The organism is Pantoea rwandensis (assembly GCF_000759475.1).
Taxonomy (GTDB): Bacteria; Pseudomonadota; Gammaproteobacteria; order Enterobacterales; family Enterobacteriaceae; genus Pantoea; species Pantoea rwandensis_B.
The window spans coordinates 41,004-65,012 of record NZ_CP009454.1 but is presented as its reverse complement, the minus strand read 5'-3'; the positions used below and the strand labels follow the sequence as shown (position 1 = coordinate 65,012).

Sequence of the window (24,009 nt, the reverse complement as noted above, 5' to 3'; positions counted from 1 at the left end):
CACAGGGCGCAGCCATTGGGCCGCCCGCGTTGTTAGCGGACGTGCCCGTCAAATCGGTTTACAACGCTGCCGCGATTGCCACACCCAACTCTTCTGTTGAAGCGCTGCCGCCGAGGTCGCGCGTCAGGCTATTGCCGGCAGCCAGCGTGCGTTCAATCGCGTCCAGCACGGCGGCACCCGCTTCAGCGTAACCGAGGTGCTCCAGCATCATCGCACCACACCAGATCTGTCCAATCGGGTTTGCTACGCCTTTGCCCGCGATATCCGGCGCTGAGCCGTGTACCGGTTCAAACAGGCTAGGGAATTTCCCTTCCGGGTTAATGTTGGCGGAAGGCGCAATACCGATGGTGCCGGTACAGGCCGGGCCGAGATCTGACAGGATGTCGCCAAACAGGTTGCTGGCCACCACCACATCAAACCAGTCCGGGTGCAGCACGAAGTTCGCCGTCAAAATATCGATATGATACTTATCGACTTTCACTTCCGGGTAACTCGGCGCCATGGCTTCTACGCGGCTGTCCCAATATGGCATGGTGATAGCAATGCCGTTGGATTTGGTGGCAGACGTCAGGTGTTTTTTCGGACGCTTCTGCGCTAACTCATAGGCAAACTTCAGGATGCGATCGACGCCCGTACGCGTCATCACCGTCTCCTGAATCACCACCTCGCGGTCGGTTCCAGGGAACATGGTGCCGCCCACCGACGAGTACTCGCCCTCGGTATTTTCACGCACCACGTAGAAATCGATATCGCCGGGCTGACGATTGGCCAGCGGCGCTTTGACGCCCGGCATCAGGCGAACCGGACGCAGGTTGACGTACTGATCAAATTCGCGGCGGAACTGCAGCAGCGATCCCCACAGCGACACGTGATCCGGTACCACATCTGGCCAGCCCACCGCGCCAAAATAGATGGCATCAAACTGGCTCAGAGTGGCGAACCAGTCATCCGGCAACATCTTGCCATGCTGCTGCCAGTACTCGGCGCTGGCAAAGTCAAACCATTGCCATTCCAGAGAAATATTGAATTTCTTTGCCGCTGCATCCATCACGCGGATGCCTTCTGGCATCACTTCTTTACCAATGCCATCGCCAGGGATGACGGCGATTTTGTAGGTTTTGCCGCTCATAGGGTTCTCGCAGGTTGCTGTTGATGTTCTGAACGCAGTATAACCATGCATCACCGGGAAATAATTAGCCTGAGCGGCAAGCCAATGTTGAATAAAAGTAGAGAATCGCGTACCTCCACCGACGATCTGGCCTTCTTTGTGCGCGTCGCAGCGCTGGAGAGTTTAACCGCTGCGGCGCGTGAACTCGGGCTATCACTGCCCGCCGTCAGCAAACGTCTCAGCCACCTTGAACAGCGTCTGGGGGTGCAACTGCTGAAACGCACCACGCGGCGACTGGAGCTCACCGCTGAAGGAAAACGCTATCTGGAAGGGGCTCGCCCGTTGCTGGATCAACTGGCAGAGCTAGAGGAGTCGGTGAGCAGCCAGGCGGCGGTGCTGCGTGGCAGCCTGAACATTAACGCCTCATTTGGATTTGGTCGCCGCCATGTTGCCCCCTGCGTTTCCCGTTTTGCTGCGCTGCATCCTGAAGTCTCGTTATCATTACAACTCAGCAGCCAGCCATTGAATTTCATCGATTCGCACATCGACATTGATATCCGCATTGGCGAACCGCCCGATGCGCGGCTCATCGCGCGTAAGTTACGCACTAATCCGCGCGTGCTATGCTGCGCCCCAATTTATGCGGAGCGTCACGGCCTGCCTGACAGTATTGCGGCGCTGTCGCAGCACAACTGTATTCTGCTAAGGCAGTACGAGAGTGATTTCGCACTGTGGCGATTGAGTGATGGCCAGCAGCAGGTGACGCAAAAGGTGCAGGGGAGTTTGATCACCAACGATGGCGAAGTGGCGATGCAGTTAGCGATGGATGGGCACGGCATTTTGCTGCGTTCCTGGTGGGATGCCCAGCACATGATTGAACGCGGCGATCTGCTGCATGTGTTGCCAGCATGGAGCAGCGTGGACGGGGATATTTTTGCCGTGTGGCGGCCGCAGCGTCAGTTACCCGCCCGCATTAGCGCCTTTGTCGATTTTTTGCAGTCCGCCTTGTAACTATTAAGTAATATTTGATTATTTGTAATCATCATTGACTGTTTGTGAGCATGATCAAACAAATCATTTGCTGTTTAGCCTATAAATTGCCCTGCTTGTGCGTGAATTCATTCTAATGTGAGTGAAATAAATCAATGAGCATAACCAGGGTTGCCTTTGTGCATAGACACTAAAATAACAAAACAGGCAACCTCATTAACGGCATGCGTGAAGCCCAGCGCAGGCCACGACCCTACGTTATCAATGAGGCTAAAATGAAACAGTTTTCTGCAGAAGGGATGATGATTATTGTCGGGATCGTCATCGCGTATATTCTGTTTACCACCTGGCTGACCTGGCGTCTGCGCAGCAAAAACAGCGGCGACTTTATGGCGGGATCCAACGTGATGCCGGCTTTTGTCGTGGGTGTGATGTTAATGTCTGAGTACATCGGCGCGAAATCGACCATTGGTACCGCCCAGGCGGCGTTTGAAGGCGGGTTTGCCGCTTCCTGGTCGGTGATTGGTGCCGCGATTGGCTTCCCGCTGTTCGGACTCCTGCTGGTTAAGCGTATCTACAACACCGGAAAAATCACCATTTCGGGTGCGATTGCTGAGCGTTACGGCAACTCAACCAAGAACATCATTTCCCTCATCATGATCTATGCGCTGCTGCTGGTGAATGTGGGGAACTATGTGAGCGGCGCAGCGGCGATCTCGACCGTGTTGAATCTCGATCTCACCACGGCGGCCGTAATCACCGCAATTGTCAGTACCTTCTACTTTATGTTCGGTGGCATGAAGGGCATTGCCTGGGTAACGCTGCTGCACAGCGGACTGAAATATATCGGTATCTTGATCATTCTCGGCGTCGCACTGCATATGACCGGCGGCGTTAGCCCGATGATCAAAGAGATGCCGCATTTCTACTGGACGTGGGACGGTAACATTGGGGCCAGCACCATATTTGCCTGGATGATTGGCACCATCGGTTCAATTTTCTGCACCCAGTTTGTGATTCAGGCCATCGCTTCCACCAAAAGTGCCGCATCCGCCAAGCGTGCTACCTGGGTTGCCTTCTTCTTCTGCATGCCGATTGCGATTGCCATTGCGTTAATTGGCGTGGCGGCGAAGTACCTGCATCCGGATATCAAAAGCCTGTATGCACTGCCGGTGTTCCTGCAGGATATGAGCCCATGGCTGGCCGGGATTGTGACCACCTCGCTGGTGGCCTCCATCTTCGTCAGTGTCAGCACAGTGGCGCTGGCGATTGCCTCGCTGGTGGTCAAAGATTTCTACGTGCCGTATCGCAACCCGACGCCAGAACGTGAATTCCGTATGACGCGCTGGCTGTCGCTGCTGATTGGTTTCCTGCCGTTAATCCTGGTGCTGTTCGTCCCCGAAGTGCTGAAGCTCTCCTTCTTCACCCGCGCGATTCGTCTGTCGATCTCGGTGGTGGCGATTATTGCCTTCTACCTGCCGTTCTATAAAAGTACGCGCGGGGCGAATGCCGGTCTGATTGGGGCCTGCGTGGTCACCACCGTCTGGTATCTGCTCGGCGATCCGCTCGGCATCAACAATATGTATGTGGCGTTGATTACGCCAGCGGTGATCATGGTGATTGATCGCCTGATCCCTTCGGCACAAACGCACGACAAAAAAGCACCAAAATCTTCAATGCAAAACAGTGGAGCCTGATATGACCGATTCAACGATTACCGTCGAACGTAACGGTAACCTTCATCCGCACGCGCAGGATGCGCAGCAGCTCACGGCGATGCTGCCTTCGGTCTGTCCGCAGAATCACGCCGCTAATTTGCTGCCGCTGCCCAACGGCGACCTGCTGTGTGTCTGGTTTGGTGGCACGCAGGAAGGAATTGCCGATATCTCTGTGTGGTGCTCACGCCTGGAACAAGGCAGCAGCCAGTGGAGCGAAGCGCAAAAACTCTCGGATGATTCGACGCGCTCTGAGCAGAACCCGGTGCTGTTCCTCGATCCTGACCAGGTATTGTGGCTGTTATGGACAGCGCAAAAGTCCGGTAATCAGGACACGGCCATTGTGCGCTATCGCCAGTCGCGCGATTTCGGCCGCAACTGGAGCGCCATCGACACGCTGCTCGATCAGCCCGGCACCTTTATTCGCCAGCCAATTACCGTGTTACCGAATGGCAACTGGCTGTTACCGGTGTTCTATTGCCGCACTCAGCCGGGCGTAAAATGGGTCGGTAATGACGACATTAGCGCGGTAAAAATCTCCAGTGATAAAGGCAAAAGCTGGCGCGATGTGGCGGTGCCGGATAGCCTCGGCTGTGTGCACATGAACATTACTTTATTGCAGGATGGCAGCTTACTGGCGCTGTATCGCAGCCGTTGGGCGGACTTTATCTATCAAAGTCGTTCGACGGATGGCGGTGAAAGCTGGAGTGCGCCGGTGGCGACTGAACTGCCAAACAACAACTCCTCTATTCAGGTGACCACACTGAATAACGGCCATCTGGCGCTGGTGTTCAACGCCATGAGTGCCAAAGATGCCAGCGAGCGTCGCCTGTCGCTGTATGACGAAATCGAAGATGAGGATGACGATGTGGCGGTGGCGGCCGAGCCGGTGGTGCACACCGGACGTACCGCGTTCTGGGGGGCACCGCGTGCACCGATGACGCTGGCCATCTCCCCGGATGGCGGCCAAAGCTGGCCGTGGCAGCGTCATCTCGACGAAGGCGACGGCTACTGCATGACCAACAATTCGCAGCAGAAGCTCAACCGCGAGTTCTCGTATCCCAGCATCAAGCAGAGTGAGGACGGCGCACTGCATATCGCCTACACCTATTTCCGTCAGGCGATTAAGTACGTCCGCGTTAACGAAGCGTGGGCGAGGGGAGAGCAATGAGCCGACACGCGCTGGTGACGGGGGTTAGCTCCGGGATTGGCGCGGCGATTGCCGATCATCTGCTGGCGCAGGGCTGGCAGGTGACGGGATTTAGCCGCACGCTGGTAAAGAAAGATCATCCCGCCTTTACCTCGGTGAGTGTGGATCTGTTTGATGCCCGATTGCTGAAGCAGGCGCTGGCTGTTTTACCCAAGGTGGATGCGCTGGTGCATGCTGCGGGCATGATGGCGGCTGCGCCACTCGGCGATCTTGATGAGGAGCAGAGTGCGCGCCTGTGGTATCTGCATGTGCAGGTGGCGCAGATCATGGCGAACGCGCTGCAGCCGCAGATGACGCAGGGCGACCGCATTTTGCTGATCGGCAGTCGCACTTCACGCGGTGCCGCTCATCGCAGCCAGTATGTCAGCACCAAAGCGGCGATGGTCGGTATGGCGCGAAGCTGGGCGGCTGAATTAGCGCCGCAGGGGATTACTGTGAATGTGATCGCGCCCGGAGCCACCGAGACGCCCATGCTGCTGCAACCCGGGCGTGCCAGTTCTCCCCCGAAGCTGCCCCCTATCGGACGCTACATCAAGCCGGAGGAAGTGGCGGCGCTGGCAGGTTTTGTGCTGTCACCCGCTGCAGATGCAATAACCGGGCAGGAATTGGTGATCTGCGGTGGAGCGTCGTTGTAGATGGCGGTTTTGTACTGTTACCCGCAGCTGATGCGATAACCGGGCAAGAGTGAGTGACTTGCGGTGGAGCGTCATTGTAGCGAGCGGGCAATATGCTGCCCCCTCATCTGTCTTCCCTGAATCCCGCCCAGGATTCAGGGAGTGTTGGCACGAGAGCGGGTGGGTTAAGGGAAGCACATGCACTGTTTTAACCTATTTCCCTCGCAATGCCATGACATCCACCTGCCAGATATTCAGTTTGTTATACAGCGCGGTCCGTGAAATCCCCAGTTGCTGTGCCGACTGACGCAGGTTGCCTTTCTGCTCACTCACTACCTGCAATACATGCTGGCGCTCATTTTCCTGCAGTGATGTTAAAACGCTGGATTGTGGTGGCGGGACGCGCTGCGTCATCTCTTCCGGCAAATCCGGTTTGCCAATCTCCAGCCCTTCACACAAATTCACCATGCGTTCAACCAGGTTCTCCAGTTCACGTACGTTGCCCGGCCAGTGCCACGCCTGTAAGCAGTGCATGGCTTCAGACGACACCTGCGGCGCGATGCGTTTCAATCGGGTACAAAGCGCCTGAATAAACGTATTCACCAGACCTGGAATATCTTCCTGACGTTCTCGCAACGGCGGAATGGCTAATGAAATCACGTTAAGACGGTAATACAGGTCGCGGCGAAAGGCGCCTTTCTCTACGGCATCCAGCAGATTACAGTGCGTGGCGGCAATGATGCGCACATTGACCTTGAGCGGATGCGCGGCGCCGATACGCACCACTTCACTCTCTTGTAATACGCGCAGCAGGCTGGTTTGCGCCTCCAGCGGCATTTCGCCAATTTCATCCAAAAACAGCGTGCCGCCATCCGCCAGCTCGAATTTTCCTGCGGAGCCGCCGCGCCGGGAACCGGTGAATGCGCCATCGACATAGCCAAACAGCTCACTTTGCACCAGGTCACGCGGCAGTGCGCCGCAGTTGAGAGCGATAAAGGGCTCCTGATGCCGTGGACTGGCGTTATGGATCGCCTGCGCGAACAGCTCCTTGCCGGTGCCGCTTTCACCGCTTAACAGCACGGTGCTATCGGTGCGGCTGCTAGCACGCGCCTTCTGAATGGCCTGCTGCACGCGCGGCGCGTGGCCGCGAATCATCTCAAAGGTATAACTGGCGCTGACGCCCATTACCTGCCGCGTAATCGCGCGGATGCGCTGGTTCTCGCGCAGTGACAGCACGCGGCCACCATCGGGTGCGGGCATTAATGAAATCAGGCAGGAGAGGGGCTGCACGCCATCCGGGATAAACTGCAACTCACGGTCATTACAGAATGGCATGGTCAGCAGCGCTCCTCCCTGGGGTTGCAGTAACACATCAATCGGCCCGGCCTGAGGATCGAGACCACTGAAGATCTGCCGCGCATAGCGGTTTAACGTTTTGATCCGTCCGTGGCGATCGCAGACGATCACGCCCTCATTCAGGGTTTCCAGGATCGACTGCTGTTCCGCCAGCAAACTGCGCAACATTAATTGTTGTCCCACCGCTTCCGCAGCGGCCTGCACCGTGCCCAGCGTGTGCGCATTGAAGTTATCCGGTGTGGCGGTGAGTGTGAGCACGCCGAGCAGTTGGCCGCTGGCATCCCGAATCGGCGCGGCGGCGCACTGGTAGTGGCGCTTACGCAGATCGATCTTCCAGTTTTCCCCGCTCAACACATACACCAGCCGTTGCTCAATCAGGCAACGAGCTGTGCAGTTGGTGCCGAGCACCTCTTCGCTCAGGATGCTACCGATCGGCGTCAAATCAGCGCCGCAAAAATGCAGCGTGACACCTTGCGCGTCGGTGAGGTTGATATGGCCATCCGGGTTGTAGGCCAGCAGATTTTCCATCACGTTACGCGCCACCACAATCAGCTCAGCATTGTGCGCAAGGATGGCCGCCAGCTCATCCGCCGGTGGCGAAGTGTAGACGAAGGTGTGGGGATCGATGGCACGCTGCTGCGAACGTTGCCATGACTGCAAAATACTGCGGCGCATCCAGCCCGGTTGTTCACCCCTGACAAAGCTGTGCCAGCCCTGCCAGAGCAGGGTATCCCACTCGCCCGCTTCAGACCCTTCCGGCAGGCTGAAGATGGGATCGCTTTCATCTTTAAACGGTAGACGTTCGCTGGTGCGCATCAGCGGCTCCTGACTAATCTGGAATGTCCATTTTATTAACATGTGAAGTTGACATGTAAAGTTTATGTGCAATCTAAGGCGCAAGGCTGTGTAGTGCCTCACACAATTCCCCGTTTTTCAGTTGGCATCTGAATTGCAATGAAATGCCTATCTCCTCTGTCCCGAACGGACATATCCAAAACAGTAAGGAATGATTATGACATTTCATCTTCAACCGGTTCGTGTGGGTTTGATTGGCGCAGGACGAATGGGCAGCTTCCACGCCGAAAATCTGGCGTATCGCGTACCCGGTGCCACGTTGGCGGCAGTCGCCGATCCGCAGCCCGGTGCTGCAGAAAAACTTGCCAGCAAGCTCGGTGTCGCGAAAGCCTACAGCGATTTGCACGCACTGTTGCGGGATCCGGAGATTGATGCGATTGCGATTGCGGCACCCGCTCGCACCCATGCCGAGTGGGTGATTGCCGCAGCGAATGCCGGTAAGCACGTATTTTGTGAGAAGCCAATGGCGGTCACGCTGGAGGAAGCTGACCGGGCGATTGCGGCCGCCATAAGCGCGGGAGTGGTGTTGCAGGTGGGCTTCAATCGCCGTTTCGATGCGGGTTTTGCCGCGGCGATAGCGGCAGTGAAGGCAGGCGAGAACGGCATTACGCAGTTAAGTCGTTCTGTGACACGCGATCCGGCGCTGCACGATCCGTCACGCATCCCGCAGTGGACCATTTATCTCGAAACGCTGATCCACGATTTCGACACCCTGCTGCACTTCAATCATGGGGCGAAGCCGGTGGAAGTGTATGCCATCGCCGATGCGCTGGTGCGTCCGGACTTCAAAGATAAAGGCTTGCTGGATACCTCGGTGGTGACGATTCGTTTTGATAACGGAGCGATTGCCATCGCAGAGGCCAACTTCCAGGCGGTGTACGGCTACGACGTGCGCGGCGAGGTGTTTGGCAGTAAAGGGATGCTGCAGGCGGGCCACATCACCTCTTCCAACTGCGTGCGCTACAGCGCGAGTGGTATCAGCATGGAGACTTCGCGTATGGATTCCGATCTGCTGCGCGAAGCCTATGTGGCGGAGATGATCGAGTTTGCCCGCTGCATCCGCACTGGCGAAACACCGCGCGCCACCGGCGAAGATGCACGCAATGCGTTGGAAATTGCGCTGGCCTGCATTGAATCGGTCACCCTCAACCTGCCTGTCAAAGTGGGAGCACGCTAATGGCTGCTTATCAACTCTCGGTTTGTGCCGAAATGGTGTTCCTCGATCTGCCTTTCGTTGAGCGTGTGAAACGCATTCACGCGCTGGGGTTTGGGGTCGAAATCTGGGGATGGGCCAATAAAGACATTGATGCGCTGGTCGCGACAGGTGCGCGATTCACCTCCATGACCGGTTATCTCACCGGCAATCTCACCGACGACGATGAGATCCAACAGCTGCTGCAGAGTGCCGAAGCCTCGCTGGCGGTGGCTGAACGGCTTAACTGCCCAGGGCTAAATCTGCACGGTACCGGGCTGGATGACAAAGGCTTGCCGGTCAAACCCGTGGAAGTGGTCACCGGTGCGATGTGGCTGAAAGCGGTCGATACGCTGCGTAAAGTGGCGCAACTTGGCGAGCGCGCCGGGCGGGTGTTCACCCTCGAAAACCTCAATCTACCGGTCGATCATCCTGGCACCCCGTTCGCGCTGGCCGCCGATACCCTGGCGCTGGTGGAAGCGGTCAACAGCCCGGCGCTGAAGATGAATCTCGACCTTTACCATGCGCAGATTGGCGAGGGCAATTTGATTGAGCTGATTCGCCGTAGCGGTTCCGCCATTGGCGAAGTTCAGGTGGCGGACGTACCGGGTCGCCAGCAGCCGGGAACGGGTGAAATCAACTATCGCGCGATCGCACGTGCGCTGCAGGAAGTGGGTTACAGCGGCACGGTGGCGATGGAGGGCTGGGCCAGTGGTGACAGTACGGCCGCGCTTGAGCAGTTCCGCGATCACTTCACGATCTAAGCGTTTTACCGCCGGGTATTTGCCTGTTGCCCGGCGTCATAACAATAAAACCTCAACCTACAGGAATCACCTCATGAACATCCGAAACATCGTGCTTTGTCTGTGCTCGCTGCTGCTGAGTTTAAGCGTCAGTGCGAAAACCTTCACCGTCGGCGTTGCGCTGGCTAACTTCGACCTTAACTTTGTCTCGATTCTGCGTACGCAGATGCAGGTAGAGTTAAAAGCCAATCAGCTTGACGGCCAGTTTGTGGATGCCAAAGGGGATGTGGCACTGCAAGTGCAGCAGGTGGATGATTTCATCAACCAGGGCGTGGATGCCATCATTCTTAATCCGGTGGATACCCAGGGTGTGTTGCCGATGATCAACGCAGCGAAGAACGCCAATATCCCGCTGATTTTCGTCAACCGTAAGCCAGAAGTGAAACTGCCGGGTGACATGGCCTATGTCGGTTCTGACTCCGCATTAGGCGGTGAGATGCAGATGGAAGCGTTAGCGAAGAAAATGAATTACAAAGGCAATGTGGCGATTCTGATGGGCGCCCTGTCCAATGAAGAGGCGCGCGAGCGCACCCGTGCGGTCGAAGCGGTGATCGCCAAATACAAAGACATGAAGGTGATTGAGAAGCAGACCGCCAAGTGGCAGCGCAACGAGGCGGTGGATGTGGTGTCGAGCTGGCTGTTGAATCAGCGCCCGATCGATGCGATTGCCGCTAATAATGACGAAATGGCGATTGGTGCCATCATGGCGCTCAGCCAGGCGAAAAATGAAAAGATTCTGGTGGCGGGAATTGATGGCACGCCCGATGGCCAGCAGTTTGTTAAAAACGGCAAGATGACGCTGACCATTTTCCAGGATGCTAAAGGCCAGGCAACCGGCGCGGTGCAGGTGACGAAGGCACTGCTGGATAAACAGAAAGTGAAGGAATACAACTGGATACCGTATCAGACCATTACTCCGGAGAACTACGCGCAGTTTGCTGCGAAGTGAGTTGAGCGATACGGCACAGGCGCACGACGTTGCGCCTGTGCTTCCCGAGGAATCATCGCATTCAAGTGAACCTGCTCACATCCTTTCCTTTCAATTATTAACGGTCCTAAACTTTCCCATTAACACGCCGATAATTTCACCACTCAGTCTGATCGTTTGGCCCTTCATTGTTGGGCATCTTAATCAACCTCTGGTGTGGAAAATTGTCATGATCGCAACGCCCTTGTCAGGCCCGGACGCCGCGCCGGTGGAGATGGTTTCGCTGCGACGTATTGCACAGCGCGCAGACAGCCTTGCGGTGATCCTTAACTGGGGATTGTGGCCGATTGCGCTTGGCGTAGGATGGATGAATGACGGCTTATCCGTGGCGTTGATGGCCGGTCTGGCGTTAGCACTGCTGTCGACCTTCTTTGGCACCGTCCTGCGCGGAACGCTGACTTCAAGGCTGGTGCTCTCAGCCTTGCTGATCGGCTGGGCAGGTTTACTGATTCAACTCGGCGACGGTGAAACCGAATATCACTTCTCGGTATTTGTATTGATGTCGGTGCTACTGGCGTGGCGCGATATCCGCCCACTGATCATGGGGGCAGCAGCCGCGGCCACGCATCACATCCTGTTTAATTATCTGCAGGAAAACGACCTGTTCGGCGTGGTGGTGTTCCATCATCCGGGCTGGGACATGGTGGTGTTTCATGCACTTTTTGTTGTGGCGCAGACCGCCATCTTACTGGTGATTGCGCGTCAGATGGCCGCCGATGCACGTTCCGCGAGTGAAGTCGCGGAACTGGCCTCACAGATCAACCAACAGGCCGGGTATCTGACGCTGAATGCGGATAGCCAGCAGAGTGAAAGCCCGTTCGCCCGCACTTTCAGTACCACGTTGGGCACCATGCATGGCACGCTTCATCAGGTGAGCCTCGGCGTGAGCGCCTTGTTGACGGAGTCTGAAAGCATATTGCAACGCAACGCTGAACTGTCGACCCGCACCGATGAACAGGCGCAGGCACTGGAAGTGGCGGCCAGTGCGATGACAGAAATCAGCATTGCTGCCAGCTTAACGCGTGACAAAGCACAGAGTGCAAGCGAGTTAGCGCGGGATGCACGGGCGGTGGCCACGCATGGAGAGGAAAATATCCAGTCGGCGAAGGGCTCAATGGCGAAAATCAGTGCAGAGTCGCAGCGGGTGAAAGTGATTTTGGAATTGATCGACGGCATCGCTTTCCAGACCAATATTCTGTCACTGAACGCCTCAGTCGAAGCGGCGCGCGCTGGCAGTCAGGGGCGTGGTTTTGCCGTGGTGGCAAGTGAAGTGCGCAACCTGGCGATGCGCAGCGAGAATGCTGCCCGCGAAATTCGCCAACTGATGGATGCCAGCACGTTGAGCATCGAGCATGGCACGGTGCAGATTGAGCACGCGGCACAAACCATGCGCGAGATTCACAGCAGCATCAGCGGGCTGGCACAGCTGGTGACCGAGTTATCAGAGATGAGCGAACAGCAGAATTTGAGCATCGAGCAGATTCAGCAAAGCATTAATAGCATCGATCACAGCGTGCATCACAACGTTCAGCACGTGGCGGAAACCTTGCAGGTGGCGCATCAGCAGCAACAGCAGGCTAACCGATTACAGCAGGCAATTGCGCTATTCAAATTGGATTGAAAATCGGCGAGAGGCAACGTGCAGATCACGACCACTCTGGCTGATAGGGCGCACCGAGGTGCGTCCCTTTTAGCCGATCAGGCAACACCCTTAACCAGCAACACGCGATAGTTCGCGCCTTTAACCCGGTGGGCTTTTGCTTCCTGATACGCCGGGCTGTGATACCAGGCTTTTGCTGCATCAATATCCGCAAATTCCAGCACCACTACGCCTTCCGCATCACGGCCTTCCAGCACGTCGAGATCGCCATAAAACGCCAGCGGCGTAATCTGATGATCGCCGCGTGCTTCACCGGCTTTCTGCGCGTAGGTTGCCAGCTCATCTTTATCCAGCGTTTCGTCTTTAATCATCACCACATAAGCGGCCATTACTGCTCTCCTCGCGCCTGACGCTTGTCTTCGGTGTTGGTATCGAAATCAGAAGCATCGTGGCGCTCCAGCAGTTGATCCTGCGGTTCAGCACCAAAGGCTTTATTCACTTTACGGCCACGGATCACCGCTGGACGCTCAGCGATCTCTTTAGCCCAGCGCACCACGTTTTTGTACGACTGCACATCAAGGAACTCGCCGCCGCCATAGATGTTGTTCAGCACCAGATTGCCGTACCACGGCCAGGTCGCGATATCGGCGATGGTGTACTCCTCACCGGCGAGGAAGCGGTTGTTGGCGAGCTGGCGATCCAGCACATCCAGCTGACGCTTGGCTTCCAGCGTGAAGCGGTTGACGGCGTACTCGATTTTTTCTGGCGCGTAGAAATAGAAGTGACCGTAGCCGCCGCCAAGATAAGGCGCAGAACCCTGCAGCCAGAACAGCCAGTTCAGGGTCTCGGTACGGCCTGCGATATCCGCCGGGATGAAGTGACCAAATTTCTCGGCCAGATACAGCAGGATGTTGCCTGATTCGAACACGCGCAGCGGTGGCGTCACTGAGTGGTCACTCAGTGCCGGAATCTTGGAGTTCGGGTTAACGTCAACGAAACCGCTGGAGAACTGATCGCCATCACCGATGCGAATCAGCCAGGCATCGTATTCGGCTTCTTTAGCCCCGACGGCCAGCAATTCTTCCAGCAGGATGGTGACCTTCTGGCCGTTTGGTGTACCGAGGGAATAGAGCTGCAGCGGATGTTTGCCCACCGGCAGGGTCTTCTCATGCGTCGGCCCGGCGAACGGACGGTTAGTTTTCGCGCCGTTACCTTTGGCTTCCGGGTCCCAGGTCCAGACTTTCGCGGGCTGATACTGATTTTCCGACATAGTGATTTCGCCTTGTTGTGATTGCGTTTTTTGCTGCTACTGAGTGTAGCAGCGACAGATGAAGGCGATTTAACCGCGCTGGCGGTGAGATGCAAAGTGTGATTATGAGAAGTTCTCTTGCGTAAACAGCATAAAGTCCACTTTGCCGGACTGGTAGGTGTCAGGCTGTTCACCCTCTTCAAGATGTTTTAGCAACAAGGTCAACGCCAACTGAGCATGGCGCAGGGTGTTTTGATCGAGTGTCAGCGTCAGCACGCGCTTCTCGAAAAGCTGGCGGGTGGTGGCATACAGCTCGTGAGTGACGTACACCACTTTGCCGCCGAGCCGATGGCGCGCCAGCGCTTCGTGGATCTGCGTGTTGCCGAGCCCGGTGTTGTAGAGTCCGACGATGTTTTGCGATCCGGCCAGGGTTTTCTCCAGCAGACGGCTGATGCGATCGCGTTCATCCTGCCCGGCAAGAATTTCCCGCAGACGCAGCTGCGGAAAACGCTCCGCCAGCACGGCTTGAAAACCTTCAATGCGCTGACGATGCGCTGAGTAATCGGCGCGGCCACTCACCAGCACCACATCGCCCGGTGCATTGATCATGCTGCCGAGCATCAATCCAGCGGTGCGTCCGGCTTTATATTGATCGATACCGACATGACACAGGCGTGCCGCATTGGGCAGGTCCGTCACCATAGTGATCACCGGTACGCCGCGCGCCTGACACGCCGCTAAGGCATCATAAATCAGCGGATTTTCGTGGGCGAAAACAATGAGTGCATCCATCTTTTTACTGCTGGCAGCAATGTGCGCGGCCAACTTCTCGGGGGCGTTTTCCGGGATCAGCGTGCGATGCAGGCGCAGGCGACGATAGCCCAGTTCATCAGCCAGTCGGGCGAAGTCCTGTGCCAGTTGCTGAAAGAAGAACGAACCGTTGCCGCTAAGCAGGACTTCAATCTGCCAGCTATGGCGATGCTCCTCTGGCAAAATACGCTTCAAACCCGCATCCCGCGCCGCCTGCAGGATTTTTTTAGTCATCGCCGGGGACACACCACCGCGATCGTTTAATACCCGATCAACCGTGGCCACGCCCACGCCTACTTGCTTCGCCAACTCCGCCAGCGTCAGTGCTTTCATCTGAGGTAATTCCATCAAAAACCGCGTTCAGCTAGCCTGCCAGAAAGCGCTATTTTGACAACATCGGCAATTCCGAAGTGTGAACAAAAGGAGCGTTAAAATGCGGACCCCGCAACGTTTTGCCTTGATTGGCAATGGATTTATCGGCCAGGTGCACGCCGCAAACCTGGCGGCGCATCCTGGTGTGGAGTTGGCGCTGGTGTGTGACATTGATGCGGCTCGTGCCGAAGCGGTGGCACAGCGCTATGGCGCAAAAGCGGCCAGCGTGCAGCAAGCGTTAAACAGTGATGCCATCGACGCGGTGCTGATCGCCAGCGCCACACCAACCCATGCTGAACTGCTGGAGCAGGCGGTGCTGGCGGGCAAAGCGGTGTATTGCGAGAAACCGATTGATTTGTCGTTGCAGCGTGCGCGTGAGGTGGTGGAGAAGATCTCTCCGGTGCAGGTTCCTGTTACCGTTGGCTTTAACCGCCGTTTTGATCTGAGCCATCAGCAACTTAAATCACAGCTCAAACAAGGGCTGATTGGCCGCACTGAACTGATTCAGATGGTCTGCCGCGCGTCAGAATTGCCACCGATCAGCTATCTGCAAGCTTCCGGCGGTCAGATGCGCGATCAGGCGATCCACTTTTTCGACCTGTTGCGCTGGCTGACAGAAGATGAAGTCAGCACTGTTGGCGCACTTGGTGCCGCACTGGCGATGCCGGAGATCCGTGATTTTGATGTCGATACTTCGGTGCTGATCATGCGCATGCAGCAGGGCGCGCTGGCGCAATTGGATAACACGCGCCGCACGGCTTACGGCTACGACGAACGCATCAGCGTGATGGGCAGTGAAGGGATGCTGGCTTCAGAGAGCCAGTCAGCGCGCGGTGCCACGCTGTATCAGGGGAAAGGGATCACTCAGCCCGGCTTGTATCCCGACTGGTTTAGCCGGGTCAAAGAGACGTACTACACCCATCTGGATGCATTTGTGCGCCATATCGGCGGAGAAAAGATCGAAGGGCTGCCGGGATTGATCGACGGTCTGCGCGCGCAGGCGATTGCCGAGGCGGCACAGTTATCGCTGACGCGGGGTGAATTTACAGAAGTGGAGAAAGTGGCAATCTAATGCCGCTACCCCAACGCACTCCCGCAGGCGGGAGTGCTTGTCGGTGGAGAGAGTCTTCCATTCAGCTCATGGGTTGAGCGCGGGCACGATTTATTCCCCCTCTCGCGATGAGAGAGGGGGAAGGAGCCGTGGGGCGGGTCTATTTCAGCAGTTCACGCTCAATCAATTCACGCGTTTCCACTGCCTGATACTTCATCTTTTCCGGATAGCCAAACAGCGCCGCCGAGATAATCGACTCACCGCCGACTTTGTAGGTGCGGTTGGCGAAATCCATCTCACGCAGCGCTTCAAACAGCGCATCGAAGTTCACTTCACCTTCACCCACGGCAACGTGCTGATGAATGGTCGCATCGACACCCGGTGGGTTGACGATATAGCGGCAGTGCTTGGTGTGGTTCATGGTATCGGCAATCAACATATGCGACAGATCGTCGCCCGCGTAATGCAGCATGTTTTTCACATCGCCCACGCCTTTGTCGTAATAGAAGGTGTGCGGCGCGCTATAGATGTATTTAACGTTATCGCTGCGGAACGATTTCACGATATCCGCCGTTTCGTTGCTTTGTTCGCAGAAATCCCAGGGATGTGCCTGAATTTCGACGCGGATGCCTTCACGTTCGATAATCGGTAATAACTCATCCATTGAGCGATAGAACATCTCTTCACAGATTTCCGGCTCGTTAGGATTGCCTGAGAGTTCGGTATTGATCACCTGCACCCCCATCTCAACAGCGATTTCAATCATGCGTTTCCAGTTCTTTACCGCCGCCTGGCGACGCAACTCGTCCGGGCCAGACCAGCGATAAACCGTGATAAACGAAGAGATTTCTACGCCCGTCGCATTCAGCGCATTTTTGTACTCACGCATGATTTCCCGGCTGGCCTTCGGGTGTTTATAGAACGGATTGATCTGTGGATGGGGCGATTGTTCGATGTACTTGTAGCCCCATTCCGCCACCTGATGCACCATGCGCGTGATGCCCATATCTCTGATGACATCCACATCAAAAGCGATTTTCATATTGTTCTCCTGATCGTTAAGCGGTGCGCTCTTCATTAAACACCACACCGATCTGCTTTCTGACTTCATCCATGGCTTGCAGCGTGGCCAGTGAGGTGGCCAGCGGACGGACAGGTGAGTCAGACAGCCCCTGATGAATACACCAGGCGGTATGTTCGATTTCATGACAGAGCTGAATATAGCGGTTGTTCGGTTCTTCCCAGCGCAGCGTATGGCGGCCATCGCTGGAGGTAAGACGGAAATTGCCCGGCGCGTAGAACTGGCCGTCGAGATAGAGCGTGGCATCACTGCCGGCGATGACGGCGGTGCCCGGTGTGTTGCTGAACAGCGTGGTGTTGAGCACCGAGTGCATGCCGTTGCCGTGAGTGAGCAGCATCGACGTTTGCCCATTCACGCCGACCGGTGCCGGCTGGCCTTTCGCCACAATGCTGCCTGGCGCACCGCCGACCAACACGCTGAAGCCGATCAAATAGCTGCCAAGATCCAGCATCGGACCACCCGCCAGATCCAGATTGAAAATGCGGTGATCCTGCGTGAAGTATTCGCCATGATCGGCGATGAGAGTATGAACCTCACCTAATGCGCCATCGGCCAGCAATTGACGGATCACATCGTACTTCGGCGCAAAATCGCACCACATCGCCTCTACGCACAAACGTTGTTGTTTGTGCGCTTCCTGCTGTAGCTGCAACGCCTGCTGTGCATTGAGCGCTAACGGTTTTTCAATCAACACATGCTTGCCCGCTTGCAGCGTGCGCAGCCCGTCGGGAAAGTGATGATTGTGCGGTGTGGCGATATACACCACATCAATGTCCTGGCGGCTGAGCAGGGCGTCGAGGCCTTCAACGGCGTGCGGGATATCCCATTTGCTGGCAAAGGCTTGCGCTTTCTCCAGGCTGCGTGACGACACGGCGACCAACTGCTGCTGAGTGTGATGACGCAGCGCGTTGGCAAAGTGGTCGGCGATCCAACCGGGTCCAACAATGCCCCAGCGCAGCGCGGGAATCTGGTTTTCAGGGTGACGGCGAGGTGCAGGTAGGGTCTGAGGGAACATATCATCTCCGTTATTATTGAGTCGTTCATGTGCCGGGAGCCGATAAGGCAGATCGCTTTCACTATAGAAAGGCGCGACCGCCGCCTCTATTTATTTACTGATGCAAATCCATCACTCTTCACCTCAGTCATCGAACAGAAAAATATCAAACATTTATTCCGCCAGGTAATTTAATGAAATGGATCATTTCATTTTTGCGAGGGCGATCAAATTACTGAGAGATTCTCTATCAGGCCTTGCGATTTGATGACGATTTCTTCCGCAATGATTTCGCATTTCCATTCTGATTCGGGCATTATTTTTGATAACTAACTATCAAACTGGAATGTGTTGATGAGCAAAATCACCATGAACGCCATCGCGGATGCGGCTGGCGTCGGTGTCGCCACGGTGGATCGGGTATTGAATCGCCGGGCACCGGTGCGTGCGGCCACCGAGCAGAAAGTATTGGAAGCCGCCAACCGACTGGGTTATCGCATGGCGCCGGTTGCCCCGTTCAGTGCTGAGGCGCACTCCGCGCGCGTGGCGCTTCGCATGGGGTTTGTGCTGCTATCAAAATCGTATTCGTTCTATCACTCGCTGACGGATGCCCTGCGGCAACAGACACAGCCGTTGCATCCCGCAGGCAGTGAACCACGGTTTTACTGGCATGACATTGATGATGTTGCGGCTGTGGTGGCCTCGCTGCATAAGCTGGCGCAAGAGGTGGACGTGATTGGCTTAGTCGCGCTGGATCACCCACTGATCCGCCACGCCATCGAACAGATCTCACGCCAGGGCGTGCGGGTTTATGCACTGTTCTCCAACTTCTCGCCCTGTGGACATGCGGGCTATTTCGGGCTGGATAATCAGAAGGCCGGACGCACTGCTGGCTGGGTGGCCTCGCATCTGTTGCATCAGCCGGGATCGGTGGGCGTGCTGGTGGGCGACCATCGTTTTACCTGTCAGGAGAGTTGCGAAATCAGCTTCCGCTCCTATCTGCGCGAGCAGGACAGCACTCGACGCGTATTAGAGCCGCTGAAAACTCATGAGTCGATTGATGGCGGCTATCACGCGACACGTCAGTTGCTGGAAGAGCATGCCGATCTCGCCTTAATCTACGCGCCCTGCGGCGGTATTGAAGGCGTGATTCATGCCTTACGCCAGCAGCCGCAGCGCAAGGTGGCGTTAATTTGCCACGGTCCGGTGAAAGAGGGCGAGCTGGCACTGATTGACGGCACGATCACCGTGATGATTCGCCATGAAATTGAGGAAATGGTGCGGCAATTTGTCCGCACGACTCAACAAACTGTCGAATCAGGTGCGCATTTCTCTCAGGTCACGCTGCCGTTTGAGATCATCACGCGTGAGAATCTTTAGCCTCAAAGCACCGAAATCTGGCGACGCGATGAGAAGCGGCAGACTGATTCGCTCTCGGGCTGGCTGACCGGCAATACGTCGGCAGCACTTAAGTGGTTGGCCTGAAAGTGGCGCCAGTTATGGTTTTGATAAATTATCTATCATTTTAATGATGAAAAATAACATGATCGCTATCAAAAAATGAATGTTTCATGATTGCTGTGAGTGAAATGTTTATTTGATACTTGCGCTATCCAACACCGCAAGGAACGATCATGACGATTCACATTGCTAATGCGCCCTGCAGCTGGGGTGTCGACGATCCTAAAAACCCTTTCCTGCCACCCTGGCAGAAAGTCCTGTCGGAAGCGGCTCAGGCGGGCTACAAAAGTATTGAGCTGGGTCCATGGACTTATCTTCCAACCAACGCGGCCGAATTGCGCCATCAGCTGGAAGCACATCAGCTTTCGCTAGTGGCGGGCACGATCTTTGACGATCTGGTCAGTGAGGCCAACTTCCCGGCGATGGTAGAACTGACACACAACATCTGTCGCAACCTGTCGCAGGTCCCTACCGCAGAGAAAACCCACGCGGACAATTTTCCCGCGCCTTACCTGGTGATCATTGATTTCGGTAATCCTGAGCGTGCCAGATTTGCCGGGCAGTCTGACAAAGCGCCGCGACTCTCTGGCGAAGAGTGGCAGCGCATGATGCAGCACATCACCACGCTGAGCCAGATTGCTCGCGATGAATATGGCGTGCGTGCGGTGATCCACCCGCATGCGGGCGGCTGCATTGAGTTTGCCGACGAACTGGAGCAGTTAGTGCAGGACATTCCGCACGGGGTGGCCGGTTTGTGCCTCGACACCGGGCATCTCTACTACTCCGGTATGGATCCGATCCCCTATCTGAGCCGTTACTGGGATCGCATCGATTACCTGCACTTCAAAGATGTGAATGACGCGGTCTGGCGCGATGTGATTGCGCGTGGCGTGGACTTCTTTGCTGCCTGTGCCGAAGGGGTAATGTGCCCGATTGGCAAAGGCGCGATTGATTATCCGGCGGTGCGGGCGTTCCTCGCTGAGCGCAATTATCAGGGCTGGATCACTATCGAGCAGGAGCGCGATCCGCGCAACGCCGACACCAGCCTGCGCGACGTTACCGCCAGCCTTCACTACCTGCAATCGGTCGGATTCTGAGGAGAACATCATGATTAACGGCATTAAAGCTCTGGATCGTTCACTGCGCTGGGGCATGGTGGGCGGCGGCGGTACCAGCCAGATTGGCTATATCCATCGTTCTGCGGCACTGCGTGATGGCAATTTCGTGTTGCAGGCGGGCGCATTTGATCTTAACGCTGAACGAGGTCGTGCGTTTGGCGTATCGCTGGGCGTCGATGCGGATCGCTGCTATCCGGATTACGAAACGATGTTTGCGGCGGAAGCGGCGCGTGCAGACGGCATCGAAGCCGTTTCCATCGCCACACCGAACAATACCCACTTCACCATCTGTCGTGCGGCGCTGAATGCCGGTCTGCATGTGGTGTGTGAGAAGCCACTGTGCTTCACCACCGAAGAAGCGGACGAGCTGGAAAAACTCTGTGTCGAGAAGAAGAAGATCATCGGCGTGACTTACGGTTATGCCGGCCATCAGCTGATTCATCAGGCGCGCGAGATGATCGCGGAGGGGTTGCTTGGCGAGATTCGCATTATCAATATGCAGTTCGCGCACGGCTTCCATAACGAAGCGGTGGAGTTGCAGAACGAAAGCACCAAGTGGCGCGTCGATCCACGCTTTGTCGGCCCCAGCTATGTACTGGGCGATCTGGCGACCCATCCATTGTTTATCGCGGAAACCATGGTGCCGAAACTGCAGGTGAAACGTCTGCTGTGCAGCCGCCAGAGTTTCGTGAAAACCCGTGCGCCGCTGGAAGATAATGCTTTTGTGATGATGGAGTACGACAACGGCGCCGTCGGGACCATGTGGGCCTCGGCGGTAAACTGCGGCTCGATGCACGGCCAAAAAGTACGGGTGATTGGTGAAAAGGCCAGTCTGGAGTGGTGGGACGAGCAGCCGAACCAGTTGCGTTATGAAGTGCAGGGCGAGCCGGTGCAGATTCTGGAACGCGGTATGGGCTATCTGCATAAAAGTGCGCTGGCCGATGACCGTATTGGCGGTGGTCACCCGGAAGGGCTGTTTGAAGCCTGGTCAAATCTCTATCGTCGTTTTGCGCTGGCGATGGATGCCACCGATCGCGGTGATGAGGCATTTCTCGCCGACTTCTGGTATCCCGATGTGCATGCCGGATTGATGGGCGTGCGTTGGGTTGAGCAGTGCGTGAAGTCAGCGGATGCCGGTGCGGTGTGGGTGGATTGCTAACCTGAAACGACCTCGATGCTGACGGCGGCGCATGACATTGCGCCGCCTCGGGTATCCTGCCCTTTGATATCAATGCGAGCGTAAATCGCTCAGGAAGCGCTGGGCGCGCGGGTGCTGTGGTTGGGTGAAGAACTTCTCTGGCGTCGATTTCTCCAGAATTTGCCCCTGATCCATAAACCAGATGGTGTCCGCCACTTCACGCGCGAAATTCATCTCGTGCGTCACGCACATCATCGTCATCCCTTCCTGCGCCAGGCTGCGCATCACCGATAATACTTCACCGACCATTTCAGGATCGAGTGCCGAGGTCGGTTCATCAAACAGCATCACCGGCGGCTTCATTGCCAGCGCACGGGCAATCGCCACGCGCTGCTGCTGGCCGCCAGACAACTGCGCCGGATAGGCGTCCGCTTTGTGTGATAGGCCAACGCGCTCCAGCAACTCACCCGCCTGTTTACGCGCTTCGGCACGCTTCACGCCCAATACTTTCATCGGTGACATCATGATGTTCTCTGCCACCGAGACGTGGGGGAACAGGTTGAAGCTCTGAAACACGAACCCAATGCGAGTACGTAGATGGTTGAGGCGTGTACTGCTGCCATGAATGTCGGTGCCATCAAATACGATCTGGCCATTATCAATGGGTTCCAGACGATTAACGGTGCGGATCAAAGTGGATTTTCCCGATCCAGACGGACCGCACACCACCACCACTTCGCCGGTATTGATTTCGGCACTCAGGTCGGTCAGTGCCTGATACGCGCCGTACCATTTGTTGACCTGGTTAAACATGATCATCGGGGTCATTGTGGTTCCTTATTGCGAAGAGGTTTTAGTCAGCATCACCGCGGGTGCAACGCTGGGATTAGCCTGCGGCGGTTGGCGACGTTTCTGCGCAATATGCGCTTCAAGTTTGTTAGCGAGCCAGGTGAGGCTGAAGCAGATGATGTAGTAACTCAGCGCCACAATAGCGAACACCTGGAACGGTTTGGTCAGCAGTTGATTGCTGACCTGATTAGCGGCAAAGGTCAGCTCCGGCACGTTGATCACGTAGCCCAGCGTGGAGTCTTTGATGATGGAAACCAACTGGCTCACCAGGCTCGGCAAGGTGTTGAACAGCGCCTGCGGCAGAATCACTAAACGCAGGGTTTTCAGGTGGCTCATCCCCAGCGCACGTGACGCTTCATACTGGCCGTGCGGCAGCGCCTGAATGCCGCCACGCACGATCTCAGCGATGTAGGCGCTCTCATAAATCACCAGCGTACACAGCATGGTGGCGAAGCCGCTGATGTTGTGGCCAATCAGCAACGGGACGCAGAAGTAGGTCCAGAACACCACCATCATCAGCGGAATGCCGCGCAGCAGATACACCCAACAGGTGGCGGGCCAGCTCAGCCAGCGCCACGGCGACAAACGTGCCAGCCCAAGCAACACGCCGATGGGGAAAGCCAGCAACACGGCCAGCACGGAGATCAAAAGCGTACAGAGGACGCCGCCCAGCGGACCGTTAGGGTACTGGCCCATTAACAGCAGCATGCCGTTGTCATGCAAAATGGTGAAGATCTCTAACATCGCCATTACCTCGCGTAAACGCGCTGGAAGCGGCGGGCCAGCAGCGCGCCCAAGCCCATCAGCAGCAGGGAGAAGAACAGGTAACCCACGGTAGCCACTAAGTAGGATTCGAAGGTACGGAAGGTTTGGTTCTCGATATCACGCGTCACATAGGTGAGGTCTGCCACGCCAATCACCATCGCCAGACTGGTGTTTTTGAACAGCAGCACGGTGTGATTGACCACAGATGGCAGCGCATTGCGCACACCCTGCGGCAATATCACCGAGCGCATGGCGCGTACATAGCTCATGCCAAGCGCGCGGGCGGCTTCGTTTTGCCCATCGGGAATAGCGCGCAGGCCGCTGCGGATATCTTCAGAGAAGTAGGCGGCCTGACACAGCCCGAGCGCGATAAGAGAAAATAAAAACTCGGCGTTGTAGTCAACGATCATCATCTGCAGCGATTCCGGCAGCAGTGTGGGGATCGCGAAGTACCACATCATCAACTGAATCAGTGTTGGCACATTGCGGTGATAGGAGACGTACGCCTTGACCAGCCCAACGGCAAGTCGATTCTCCGTCAGGCGCACCACCACCAATAGCAGGGCGAGAACCATCGCCAGCAGCCAGGCACCCAACGCCAGTTCAAGGGTGACCACCGTTCCGTCAACGATCATCTGGCCGTAATGGCCGGTTATCACACTGCTGAAATCAAGTGCCATACAGTTACCT

General features: G+C 56.3%; 22 protein-coding genes. 12 read left to right on the top strand and 10 right to left on the bottom strand.

The window, feature by feature from the left end:
* Positions 1-58: 58 nt before the first annotated feature.
* Positions 59-1,129 carry a tartrate dehydrogenase gene (locus LH22_RS00320; RefSeq protein ID WP_038643556.1) on the bottom strand — a complete coding sequence of 357 codons (1,071 nt, stop codon included), beginning with the start codon at positions 1,127-1,129 and terminating at the stop codon, positions 59-61.
* A gap of 84 nt (positions 1,130-1,213) precedes the next feature.
* On the opposite strand from LH22_RS00320, the gene LH22_RS00315 reads away from it, so the two are divergent.
* From LH22_RS00315 to LH22_RS00300, 4 genes are all read left to right on the top strand, one after another.
* On the top strand, positions 1,214-2,119 hold the full coding sequence (locus LH22_RS00315) for a LysR family transcriptional regulator (protein WP_038643555.1): 906 nt from the start codon (positions 1,214-1,216) through the stop codon (positions 2,117-2,119).
* A 254-nt stretch (positions 2,120-2,373) separates the two neighbouring features.
* Positions 2,374-3,795 carry a sodium:solute symporter family protein gene (locus LH22_RS00310; RefSeq protein WP_038643553.1) on the top strand — a complete coding sequence of 474 codons (1,422 nt, stop codon included), beginning with the start codon at positions 2,374-2,376 and terminating at the stop codon, positions 3,793-3,795.
* Position 3,796: 1 nt separating this feature from the next.
* Positions 3,797-4,984, top strand: coding sequence for a sialidase family protein (locus LH22_RS00305; protein WP_038643551.1), 1,188 nt, complete (start codon positions 3,797-3,799; stop codon positions 4,982-4,984).
* Complete coding sequence (locus LH22_RS00300; protein ID WP_038643550.1) at positions 4,981-5,658, top strand: SDR family NAD(P)-dependent oxidoreductase; 678 nt, start codon at positions 4,981-4,983, stop codon at positions 5,656-5,658. The genes LH22_RS00305 and LH22_RS00300 overlap by 4 nt, the downstream gene beginning before the upstream one ends.
* Positions 5,659-5,850: 192 nt before the next feature.
* Here LH22_RS00300 and LH22_RS00295 read toward each other — a convergent pair whose 3' ends face one another.
* Complete coding sequence (locus LH22_RS00295) at positions 5,851-7,809, bottom strand: sigma-54-dependent Fis family transcriptional regulator (RefSeq protein ID WP_038643549.1); 1,959 nt, start codon at positions 7,807-7,809, stop codon at positions 5,851-5,853.
* A gap of 196 nt (positions 7,810-8,005) precedes the next feature.
* On the opposite strand from LH22_RS00295, the gene LH22_RS00290 reads away from it, so the two are divergent.
* From LH22_RS00290 to LH22_RS00275, 4 genes are all read left to right on the top strand, one after another.
* Entirely contained in the window at positions 8,006-9,025 is a 1,020-nt protein-coding gene (locus LH22_RS00290) for a Gfo/Idh/MocA family oxidoreductase (RefSeq protein ID WP_038643545.1), read from the top strand.
* Positions 9,025-9,804 (top strand): TIM barrel protein, encoded by a 780-nt coding sequence (locus tag LH22_RS00285; protein WP_034826749.1) that lies wholly within the window; start codon positions 9,025-9,027, stop codon positions 9,802-9,804. The genes LH22_RS00290 and LH22_RS00285 overlap by 1 nt, the downstream gene beginning before the upstream one ends.
* A gap of 73 nt (positions 9,805-9,877) precedes the next feature.
* Positions 9,878-10,792, top strand: coding sequence for a substrate-binding domain-containing protein (locus LH22_RS00280; protein ID WP_038643543.1), 915 nt, complete (start codon positions 9,878-9,880; stop codon positions 10,790-10,792).
* A gap of 208 nt (positions 10,793-11,000) precedes the next feature.
* Positions 11,001-12,452 (top strand): methyl-accepting chemotaxis protein, encoded by a 1,452-nt coding sequence (locus LH22_RS00275; RefSeq protein ID WP_038643542.1) that lies wholly within the window; start codon positions 11,001-11,003, stop codon positions 12,450-12,452.
* A gap of 77 nt (positions 12,453-12,529) precedes the next feature.
* On the opposite strand, the gene LH22_RS00270 is transcribed toward LH22_RS00275, so the two are convergent.
* From LH22_RS00270 to LH22_RS00260, 3 genes are all read right to left on the bottom strand, one after another.
* Positions 12,530-12,820 carry a DUF1330 domain-containing protein gene (locus LH22_RS00270; protein WP_038643541.1) on the bottom strand — a complete coding sequence of 97 codons (291 nt, stop codon included), beginning with the start codon at positions 12,818-12,820 and terminating at the stop codon, positions 12,530-12,532.
* Entirely contained in the window at positions 12,820-13,701 is an 882-nt protein-coding gene (gene yghU / locus LH22_RS00265) for a glutathione-dependent disulfide-bond oxidoreductase (protein WP_038643540.1), read from the bottom strand. Before yghU ends, LH22_RS00270 begins: the two co-directional genes overlap by 1 nt.
* Positions 13,702-13,803: 102 nt before the next feature.
* Entirely contained in the window at positions 13,804-14,823 is a 1,020-nt protein-coding gene (locus LH22_RS00260; protein ID WP_038643537.1) for a LacI family DNA-binding transcriptional regulator, read from the bottom strand.
* A 100-nt stretch (positions 14,824-14,923) separates the two neighbouring features.
* On the opposite strand from LH22_RS00260, the gene LH22_RS00255 reads away from it, so the two are divergent.
* Positions 14,924-15,934 (top strand): Gfo/Idh/MocA family oxidoreductase, encoded by a 1,011-nt coding sequence (locus tag LH22_RS00255; protein WP_038643535.1) that lies wholly within the window; start codon positions 14,924-14,926, stop codon positions 15,932-15,934.
* Positions 15,935-16,073: 139 nt separating this feature from the next.
* On the opposite strand, the gene LH22_RS00250 is transcribed toward LH22_RS00255, so the two are convergent.
* Together LH22_RS00250 and LH22_RS00245 are read right to left on the bottom strand one after the other, a co-directional pair.
* Positions 16,074-16,955 carry a sugar phosphate isomerase/epimerase family protein gene (locus tag LH22_RS00250; protein ID WP_038643533.1) on the bottom strand — a complete coding sequence of 294 codons (882 nt, stop codon included), beginning with the start codon at positions 16,953-16,955 and terminating at the stop codon, positions 16,074-16,076.
* A gap of 16 nt (positions 16,956-16,971) precedes the next feature.
* Complete coding sequence (locus LH22_RS00245; RefSeq protein WP_038643532.1) at positions 16,972-18,009, bottom strand: Gfo/Idh/MocA family protein; 1,038 nt, start codon at positions 18,007-18,009, stop codon at positions 16,972-16,974.
* A gap of 333 nt (positions 18,010-18,342) precedes the next feature.
* Between LH22_RS00245 and LH22_RS00240 the strand changes: the two genes are divergently transcribed.
* The 3 genes from LH22_RS00240 (at position 18,343) to LH22_RS00230 (ending at position 21,726) form a co-directional block, all read left to right on the top strand.
* A complete protein-coding gene (locus LH22_RS00240) occupies positions 18,343-19,368 on the top strand; it encodes a LacI family DNA-binding transcriptional regulator (protein WP_038643531.1) in 1,026 nt (341 codons plus the stop codon).
* A gap of 254 nt (positions 19,369-19,622) precedes the next feature.
* Positions 19,623-20,546: a TIM barrel protein gene (locus LH22_RS00235; RefSeq protein ID WP_038643529.1), complete on the top strand. Its 924-nt coding sequence runs from the start codon at positions 19,623-19,625 to the stop codon at positions 20,544-20,546.
* Between the two features lie 10 nt (positions 20,547-20,556).
* The gene (locus tag LH22_RS00230) at positions 20,557-21,726 is read left to right on the top strand and encodes a Gfo/Idh/MocA family protein (protein WP_038643527.1); all 1,170 of its coding nucleotides are present in this window, start codon (positions 20,557-20,559) and stop codon (positions 21,724-21,726) included.
* 69 nt (positions 21,727-21,795) lie between these two features.
* Here the strand turns inward: LH22_RS00230 and LH22_RS00225 are convergent, their stop codons facing one another.
* The 3 genes from LH22_RS00225 to LH22_RS00215 are packed head-to-tail and all read right to left on the bottom strand — an operon-like array spanning position 21,796 to position 23,999.
* Complete coding sequence (locus LH22_RS00225) at positions 21,796-22,533, bottom strand: amino acid ABC transporter ATP-binding protein (protein WP_038643526.1); 738 nt, start codon at positions 22,531-22,533, stop codon at positions 21,796-21,798.
* Between the two features lie 9 nt (positions 22,534-22,542).
* The gene (locus LH22_RS00220; protein ID WP_038643525.1) at positions 22,543-23,298 is read right to left on the bottom strand and encodes an amino acid ABC transporter permease; all 756 of its coding nucleotides are present in this window, start codon (positions 23,296-23,298) and stop codon (positions 22,543-22,545) included.
* Positions 23,299-23,303: 5 nt separating this feature from the next.
* On the bottom strand, positions 23,304-23,999 hold the full coding sequence (locus tag LH22_RS00215) for an amino acid ABC transporter permease (RefSeq protein ID WP_038643523.1): 696 nt from the start codon (positions 23,997-23,999) through the stop codon (positions 23,304-23,306).
* Positions 24,000-24,009 lie beyond the last annotated feature (10 nt).